The organism is Pseudophaeobacter sp. (genome assembly GCF_039971195.1).
In the GTDB taxonomy this organism is placed as follows: Bacteria; Pseudomonadota; Alphaproteobacteria; order Rhodobacterales; family Rhodobacteraceae; genus Pseudophaeobacter.
Window position 1 is genome coordinate 1 of sequence record NZ_JBDWPJ010000154.1, and the last position, 7,481, is coordinate 7,481.

The window sequence follows — 7,481 nt, forward strand, 5'->3', positions numbered from 1 at the left end:
CGGTGGTGCGCGGCACGGGGCCGCTGTTCACGGTGATTGGCTCTTACTACCTGTTTGGCGAGACCTTCTCTTTGATACAATGGGCGGGGGTTGGCGTTTTGCTGGCTGGGATCTTTGGCCTGGCGGCTTACAACTACCGCTATCTGGAAACCCACCGCGAGACCCTTGGCCTGGCGATGTTCTTGGCTCTGGTCACCGGACTGTTTGTGGCGCTCTACACCACCTATGATGCCTATGGCATTCGCGCCACAGCGGATCCTTTTACCTTTCTTGCGTGGTTTTTCATGATCGATGGGCTGGCCATGCCGCCCTATGCCTATCTGCGCTGGCGCCGCATGGCGGATCGCCCCGCCCTCGGCCCCCTGGCAATCAAGGGGCTGTTTGGCGGGCTGGTGGCCTTTGCGTCTTTTGGGGCGGTGATGCTGGCCACCCGGCTTGATAAGGTGGGCGAGGCGGCGGTTCTGCGCGAGACATCAACCGTTTTTGCTGCCCTGATCGGCTGGCTGGTGCTGAAAGAAACCGTAGGTCCCCGGCGCATTGCCTTGATGGCTTTGATCGCGCTGGGCGCCGTGATAGTGGAGATGGGCGGCTGAAGCCGCCATCCGCCCCTGCGGGGCAATACGAGCTTTAGGAGAGCCAATGACCGGCGAAGAGACTGGCGAAAAAGACGCAGCCAAAAAGATCAATCCAACCCTGAAAATGGTGCTGGAGCTTGGCCCTGTGGTGCTGTTTTTCATCGGCTATATCAAGCTGCGCGAAGAGGTATTCCTAATCGCCGGGCAGGAGTACCAAGGCTTTATCATCGTAACGGCCGCCTTTATCCCTTTGATGATTCTGTCGACCCTGCTGCTATGGAAACTGACCGGGCATCTGTCAAAGATGCAGGTGGCCACTCTGGTACTGGTGATCTTTATGGGTGGCCTGTCCGTCTGGCTCAATGATGAGCGGTTTTTCAAGATGAAGCCCACCCTGATCTATTTGCTGTTTGGCGGCGCGCTGGGCGTGGGTCTGCTGCGCGGGCAAAGCTATCTCAAGCTGGTGATGGAAGAGATGATGCCGCTGGAGCATGAGGGCTGGATGATCCTGACCCGGCGGATCTGCCTGTTCTTCCTAGGGCTGGCGCTGATAAACGAGGTAATCTGGCGCACTCAAAGCACTGATATCTGGGTCTATTTCAAAACCTTTGGCCTGCCGGTGGCGATGTTTGGTTTCTTCATGCTTCAGGGCAAAGTGTTTCAGGAACATGGGCTGCCGGACGAGGATGAGGCCTGAGTGGCCTTGGCCAGGCCACAGACAGGCCACAGATAGGCCAGACTAAAGGCAAACCACACCACCACGCCTTGGCATGGCCACAGGGAAGGGTAGGGCTATTGACCCTTTGCTGTTTTGCCAAAGATAACCTGTTGTGCGCGACTGTCTGAACGGTCACCGCGCTGCTCGGCCTCTAAAGCGCGGCCGGCAATAAGGCCAGGGCGCGCCCAAAGTTGCTCCAGCCAACGCGCCATTTGGGGCTTGTCGTCGAGGCTCTGCTCCTGCCCCTCCCACAGCGAGGCCCAGGGCCAAATCGCCATATCGGCAATGGTAAAGCTGTCGCCGGCGACATATTCGTTTTCTGCCAATTGCCGGTCCAACACGCCGTAAAGCCGCGCCACTTCTGCCCGGTAACGATCCTTGGCATAGGGGATGGGCTCTGGGGCATATTTCAGGAAGTGGTGCGCCTGGCCCGCCATCGGCCCCAAACCACCCATCTGCCACATCAGCCATTGATCCACCGCCAGGCGCTCGCGGTCCGAGGCCCCATAGAACTGGCCGGTCTTGCGGGCCAGATATTGTAGGATCGCACCGCTTTCAAACAGCGAAACCGGTGCGCCACCCGGCCCCTGCGGGTCTATGATGGCAGGCATCCGGTTGTTGGGGGCGATCTTGAGAAAATCGGGGGCAAACTGATCGCCCTTGGAGATATTGATCAGCGTGACCGCATAGGGCAGACCCATTTCCTCCAGCGCGATGGAGACCTTCCAGCCATTGGGAGTAGGCCAGTAAAAGAGTTCGATTGGGTCCTGGGTTGGGTCCTGCATGTCTCATCCTGTGCATTTGGGGCTGCGCGGGATGAAAACACGGCTGATGCGGCAGGACAATAGCTGCCTGTAGGGGGCCGGACACAGCGCTGTGAACTGGCAGAAGGCAGAGCCCGAAACGCTTGACTGTGAGGCGCAACAGGCGTATCGGCTCTGCCACTACCATTGTGGCGATTTGTAACCGGATTGCGGGCCACGTTAAACATTCCGCTAAAGAGGTCAGGATGTGAAGGACCCCCTTTCGCTTGGCCGGACGGGGGTTTTTTTGTTGCGCGACAGGCGCAGGAGGCATGAGATGAGTGAGAACTGGAACAACCGCACCAAGCTGGTGCATGGCGGCACCCGCCGCAGCCAGTACAACGAAGTAAGCGAAGCGATCTTCCTGACCCAGGGTTTTGTCTATGACAGCGCCGAACAGGCCGAGGCGCGGTTCATTGAGACCGGCCCGGATGAGTTTATTTATGGCCGCTATGGCAACCCCACTGTGGCCATGTTCGAAGACCGCATTGCCCTGCTGGAAGGGGCCGAGGATGCCTTTGCAACCGCCTCTGGCATGGCGGCGGTCAGCGGCGCGCTGACCTCCCTGCTCAAGGCTGGGGATCATGTGGTTTCCGCCAAGGCCCTGTTTGGGTCCTGTCTGTATATTCTGGAAAATGTCCTGTCCCGCTATGGGGTTGAGGTCACTTTTGTAGATGGAACCGATCTGGATCAGTGGCGCGCTGCCATGCGGCCCGACACCAAGGCGGTGTTTTTTGAAAGCATGTCCAACCCGACGCTGGAGGTGATCGACATCGAAGCAGTGAGCGCCATTGCCCATGAGCATGGCGCAACGGTGGTGGTCGACAATGTGTTTTCCACCCCTGTGTTCTCCAAGGCGATCGAACAGGGCGCCGATGTGGTGGTCTATTCTGCCACCAAGCATATTGATGGTCAGGGTAGGGTGTTGGGCGGCGTGGTGCTCGGCACCAAAGACTATATCCGTGGCACGCTTGAACCCTATATGAAGCATACCGGCGGCTCTCTCAGCCCGTTTAATGCCTGGACTCTTCTGAAAGGGCTGGAAACCATTGACCTGCGAGTTAAAGCCCAGGCCGAAACCGCATTGGAGATCGCAGAGGCCTTTGAAGGTCACAAAGCGCTTGAGCGCATCATCTATCCGGGTCTGGCGGCCCATGCGCAACATGCGCTTGTCCAAAGCCAATTGGGCGGTCAGGGCGGCACCGTCTTGTCGTTGGACATCAAAGGCGGCAAAGAGGCCGCCTTCCGCTTCCTCAACGCGCTGACCATTCCGGTGATCTCCAACAATCTGGGCGATGCCAAATCCATCGCTACCCATCCGGCGACCACCACCCACCAGCGCCTGCCTGATGAGCAGAAGGTGGAGCTAGGAATCACGCCGGGTCTGGTGCGGTTCTCTGTTGGTCTGGAAGATGCGGGTGATCTGATTGCTGATCTCACCCAGGCGCTGGACGCCGCTCAAGACTAACCAGGGAACTAACCCTTCTTTGTAAAACAGGCTCCGGATCTGATCGTCGCGTCAGAACCGGGCCGGAACCTGCCGTATTTGATTGATCCGTTTTGAATTCTGCAGCGTAAAGGTCTAAACAAGTTGGACCCCTGCCACAGGTGGCGGCGGAAACGGAGAGCATTGCGCGATGAATATCCTCAACCGTGATATGACCGAGTCCCCGGACCGCAAAGAGGCCGAGGCGGCCCTGGCCTTGCTCCGGCAGTGGGCTGAAACCGCCGACCCAACCGAAGTGGCGCAGCTGGATCCGGCGGTGGCGCGGCTGTTGCCGGGGCGCGCAGTGGGGAACTATCCTGATCTGGCGCGCGATTACCCAACGGATTTCAAATCGGACGAGGCCTACCGCGCCACTCTGCCGGATCTGCAGAACGGTCCGGCCAGCCTCATTCGTGGGGCCAAGGAACAGATCCAGCATGTAGGCATCTCCAATTTCCGCCTGCCGATTCGGTTTCACAGCCGTGACGGCGATGATCAGACCTTGGAGACCTCAATCACCGGCTCGGTCAGTTTGGAAGCAGGTAAGAAGGGCATCAATATGTCCCGGATCATGCGCTCCTTTTACAAGCACGCGGAAAAAACCTTTAGTTTTGAGGTGATGGAGGCGACCCTTAGCGATTATCTGGCGGATCTGGAGAGCATGGATGCGCGGCTGCAGATGCGGTTTTCCTTCCCGGTTCGGATTGAGAGCCTGCGCTCGGGCCTCTCGGGCTATCAGTATTACGATATCGCCCTGGAGCTGGTGCAGTCAGAGGGTCAGCGTCACAAGGTGATGCATCTGGACTATGTCTATTCCTCGACCTGCCCCTGCTCGCTGGAGCTGAGCGAACATGCGCGCCAGGCGCGCGGCCAGCTGGCGACGCCACATTCGCAGCGTTCCGTGGCGCGGATTTCCGTTGCCGTGGACCCGGAGAGCACCTGCCTGTGGTTTGAGGATCTGATCGAACATTGCCGTCGTGCTGTGCCGACTGAGACACAGGTGATGGTGAAACGAGAGGATGAACAGGCCTTCGCCGAGCTCAATGCCGCCAATCCGATTTTTGTCGAAGATGCGGCCAGGCTGTTCTGCGAGGCGCTGCAGAATGACCCACGAATCACGGATTTCCGCATCGTTGCCAGCCATCAGGAGAGCCTGCACAGCCATGATGCCATAAGCATTCTGACACAGGGGCCGCTGTTTGCCGGAAAGAGCCTGGATCCTCGTCTGTTTTCCACCCTGATCCATCAGGGCTGACAGGCGCTGCAACAGCGTCTGATCTGAACCGTTGCTTCTGGGCACTTCGCAGGCCTGGCGGCGGGGCTTTGGCTTGACAGTTTCCTCTCAGGGGGCCAACGCTCGCTCCTATGTTGGATTTTCGACCCGTTGGATATGTGATCGGCCTTTTGGTGGTGATCCTGGGCGCCATGATGGTGTTCCCCTTCCTGGCTGACCTCATCGAGGGGCGAGGGGAGTGGCCGGTTTTTCTGGAAAGCGGCGTGATCACCATTCTGGCCGGGGCTCTGTTGGCGCTGAGCTGTGGCAGTGGCAATCACGAGGGGCTGACCATCCAGCAGACCTTTTTGCTGACCACCTTTGTCTGGGTAGCCCTGCCGATATTTGGCGCCCTGCCACTGATGTTGGGGGTGACCGACCTCAGCTTTACGGATGCATTTTTTGAAGCCATGTCGGGGTTGACCACCACCGGGTCAACGGTGATCTCGGGGCTGGATACCCTGCCTAAGGGGCTGCTATTGTGGCGGGGTATTCTGCAATGGCTGGGCGGCATCGGGATCATCGTTGTTGCCATGGTTTTCCTGCCCGAGTTGCGGGTTGGCGGCATGCAGATTTTTAAGTCGGAAAGCTTTGATACCTTTGGTAAAATCCTGCCACGCGCCCAGGCCATCGCCAAGCAGATCTCGCTGATCTATGTCGGGCTGACAGCCATCTGCATGCTGGTCTATATCGTTTTGGGCATGGGTGGGTTTGACGCTTTGGTGCATGCGATGACCACCATCGCCACAGGTGGTTTTTCCAATTATGACGCCTCATTCGGGGCCTTTAGCGGTGGCGCTGAATATGCCGCCACGGTCTTTATGATCCTCGCGGCGCTGCCCTTTGTCCGTTACGTGCAGCTGGTCAATGGCCAAACCACGCCGATGTTTCGGGACAGTCAAATTCGCGCCTTCCTCGCGACGCTGGGGCTACTGGTTCTGGTCACTGCCGGGGTGCTGTTTCTTGCCAATCCGCACGGGGCAGAGCAGGCCCTGCGGCAGGCCCTGTTCAATATTACCTCCATTATGTCCGGTACTGGCTACGCCAGCACGGATTACATGCAGTGGGGCAGCTTTTTGGTCATGGTGTTCTTCTTTGTTGGCATGATCGGCGGCTGCGCGGGATCAACCGCCTGTTCGGTCAAGATCTTCCGTTATCAGCTGCTCTTTGCTTCGATCCGGGTGCAGATTCAGCGTATTCGCTCGCCGCATGGTATCTTTGTGCCGCGCTTTGAGGGGCGCCCGGTTGGGCCGGATGTGCTCAGCTCGGTGATTTCGTTCTTTATGTTCTTTGTGGTGACCATGGGCATCGTGGCCTGGGCGCTGGCGCTGACCGGGCTCGACTTTATCACCGCCATTTCCGGAGCGGCCACAGCCGTGGCCAATGTTGGCCCCGGGTTGGGACAAACGATTGGACCAGCTGGGAACTTTGCTTCCCTCAACGATCCTGCCAAGTGGATCCTGAGCAGCGCCATGTTGATTGGCCGGTTGGAGCTGATGGCGGTCTATGCCATTCTCACAGTACGGTTCTGGCGCGCCTAGATAGCAGGCGCACCCAGCTGGCATAGTTTACTTGGGGTCGATCAAGGAGTTGGGGATCTCAATCAGTTCACCGGGCTGGATATGCACCACCGTTTTATTGGCAAAGCGTTTCGATCCCATGCTGCTAGTGCTGTCGGTGCCAGTGATCTTGCCATTCTTGCCATAAAGGTAGCGCACAGCTCCGCCGGGCAGGGCAATGCGCAGGGTGAACTCACCACCGTCCTTGGGCAGCATCTCATAGATACAATCAGACAGGTTGGCGCCTTCTTTGGCGGCGCAGCGCAGATGGCCGATTGAATTGACCCCGTCAGTCCCCGCGACATTTTCCGCCAACGCCATGGAGCTAAGAGGCAGTGACAGACAGAGGGCAAGAACGGAAGTAGCAAAAAGGCGCATGTGAATTTCCCTGTGTGGCCAAAATACTGGCCTGTTTTCGGATTGGTAGCACCCTCGCATTGGCGGCAAGGGGTGTAAAGAGAGGCCCAAGGGGTGCCTGCTCATGTGTCGTTTCCCTGCGGCAGATCGTCAGGGCAGGGGGGCAGGGATGTATCGCTACAATCGCGAGTCTTGCTCTCACATGAGCTTCCGCCTATGAGGCATTGATCGGAAACAGCGAGCGCACGGAGACTTTTGCCCATGCCCGTTCTAGTAATGAAATTCGGCGGCACCTCTGTCGCCAACCTCGACCGAATCCGGCGCGCGGCAAAGCGCGTTGGCGTCGAAGTGGCCAAGGGCTATGACGTTATCGTCATCGTCTCTGCCATGTCGGGCAAGACCAATGAGATGGTCGGCTGGGTCAATGAGACTTCGCCAATGTTTGACGCCCGCGAATATGACGCGGTGGTCTCTTCTGGGGAAAACGTCACCGCTGGCCTGATGGCGCTGACGCTGCAGGAAATGGATGTGCCCGCGCGCAGTTGGCAGGGTTGGCAAGTGCCGCTGAAAACCACCAGCGCCCATAGCCAAGCCCGGATCGAAGAGATCCCGACCGACAATATCAACGCCAAATTTGGTGAGGGCATGCGGGTCGCTGTTGTGGCGGGGTTCCAGGGCATCAGCCCAGAGGGACGCATCACCACATTGGG

General features: G+C 58.4%; 8 protein-coding genes and 1 riboswitch. Of the genes, 6 read left to right on the forward strand and 2 right to left on the reverse strand.

Features of this window, described 5'->3' with window-relative positions:
* Window positions 1–593, forward strand: a 593-nt coding sequence (locus ABJP42_RS13735) for an EamA family transporter (RefSeq protein WP_348341275.1), incomplete at its 5' end; no start/stop codon positions are given.
* A gap of 46 nt (window positions 594–639) precedes the next feature.
* On the forward strand, window positions 640–1,272 hold the full coding sequence (locus tag ABJP42_RS13740; RefSeq protein WP_348341277.1) for an inner membrane-spanning protein YciB: 633 nt from the start codon (window positions 640–642) through the stop codon (window positions 1,270–1,272).
* Between the two features lie 95 nt (window positions 1,273–1,367).
* On the opposite strand, the gene ABJP42_RS13745 is transcribed toward ABJP42_RS13740, so the two are convergent.
* The gene (locus ABJP42_RS13745) at window positions 1,368–2,078 is read right to left on the reverse strand and encodes a glutathione S-transferase N-terminal domain-containing protein (RefSeq protein ID WP_348341279.1); all 711 of its coding nucleotides are present in this window, start codon (window positions 2,076–2,078) and stop codon (window positions 1,368–1,370) included.
* Between the two features lie 157 nt (window positions 2,079–2,235).
* Window positions 2,236–2,313, forward strand: a riboswitch (SAM riboswitch).
* Between the two features lie 60 nt (window positions 2,314–2,373).
* Between ABJP42_RS13745 and metZ the strand changes: the two genes are divergently transcribed.
* The 3 genes from metZ to ABJP42_RS13760 all read left to right on the forward strand — a co-directional run bounded on the left by metZ (window position 2,374) and on the right by ABJP42_RS13760 (window position 6,396).
* On the forward strand, window positions 2,374–3,564 hold the full coding sequence (metZ, locus tag ABJP42_RS13750) for an O-succinylhomoserine sulfhydrylase (RefSeq protein WP_348341280.1): 1,191 nt from the start codon (window positions 2,374–2,376) through the stop codon (window positions 3,562–3,564).
* Between the two features lie 169 nt (window positions 3,565–3,733).
* Window positions 3,734–4,837, forward strand: coding sequence for a GTP cyclohydrolase FolE2 (gene folE2, locus ABJP42_RS13755; protein ID WP_348341282.1), 1,104 nt, complete (start codon window positions 3,734–3,736; stop codon window positions 4,835–4,837).
* 110 nt (window positions 4,838–4,947) lie between these two features.
* Window positions 4,948–6,396 (forward strand): TrkH family potassium uptake protein, encoded by a 1,449-nt coding sequence (locus ABJP42_RS13760; protein ID WP_348341284.1) that lies wholly within the window; start codon window positions 4,948–4,950, stop codon window positions 6,394–6,396.
* A gap of 27 nt (window positions 6,397–6,423) precedes the next feature.
* Here the strand turns inward: ABJP42_RS13760 and ABJP42_RS13765 are convergent, their stop codons facing one another.
* Window positions 6,424–6,735: a hypothetical protein gene (locus ABJP42_RS13765; RefSeq protein ID WP_348341286.1), complete on the reverse strand. Its 312-nt coding sequence runs from the start codon at window positions 6,733–6,735 to the stop codon at window positions 6,424–6,426.
* A gap of 297 nt (window positions 6,736–7,032) precedes the next feature.
* Here ABJP42_RS13765 and ABJP42_RS13770 point away from each other — a divergent pair.
* The coding region (locus ABJP42_RS13770) for an amino acid kinase family protein (RefSeq protein ID WP_490363225.1) at window positions 7,033–7,481 on the forward strand (449 nt) is incomplete at its 3' end.

Excerpts from the sequence above, each read along its gene's own strand:
- ABJP42_RS13740 (WP_348341277.1), top strand. The coding sequence starts at position 640 with ATGACCGGCGAAGAGACTGGCGAAAAAGACGCAGCCAAAAAGATCAAT.
- ABJP42_RS13745 (WP_348341279.1), bottom strand. The coding sequence starts at position 2,078 with ATGCAGGACCCAACCCAGGACCCAATCGAACTCTTTTACTGGCCTACT.
- metZ (WP_348341280.1), top strand. The coding sequence starts at position 2,374 with ATGAGTGAGAACTGGAACAACCGCACCAAGCTGGTGCATGGCGGCACC.
- folE2 (WP_348341282.1), top strand. The coding sequence starts at position 3,734 with ATGAATATCCTCAACCGTGATATGACCGAGTCCCCGGACCGCAAAGAG.
- ABJP42_RS13760 (WP_348341284.1), top strand. The coding sequence starts at position 4,948 with ATGTTGGATTTTCGACCCGTTGGATATGTGATCGGCCTTTTGGTGGTG.
- ABJP42_RS13765 (WP_348341286.1), bottom strand. The coding sequence starts at position 6,735 with ATGGCGTTGGCGGAAAATGTCGCGGGGACTGACGGGGTCAATTCAATC.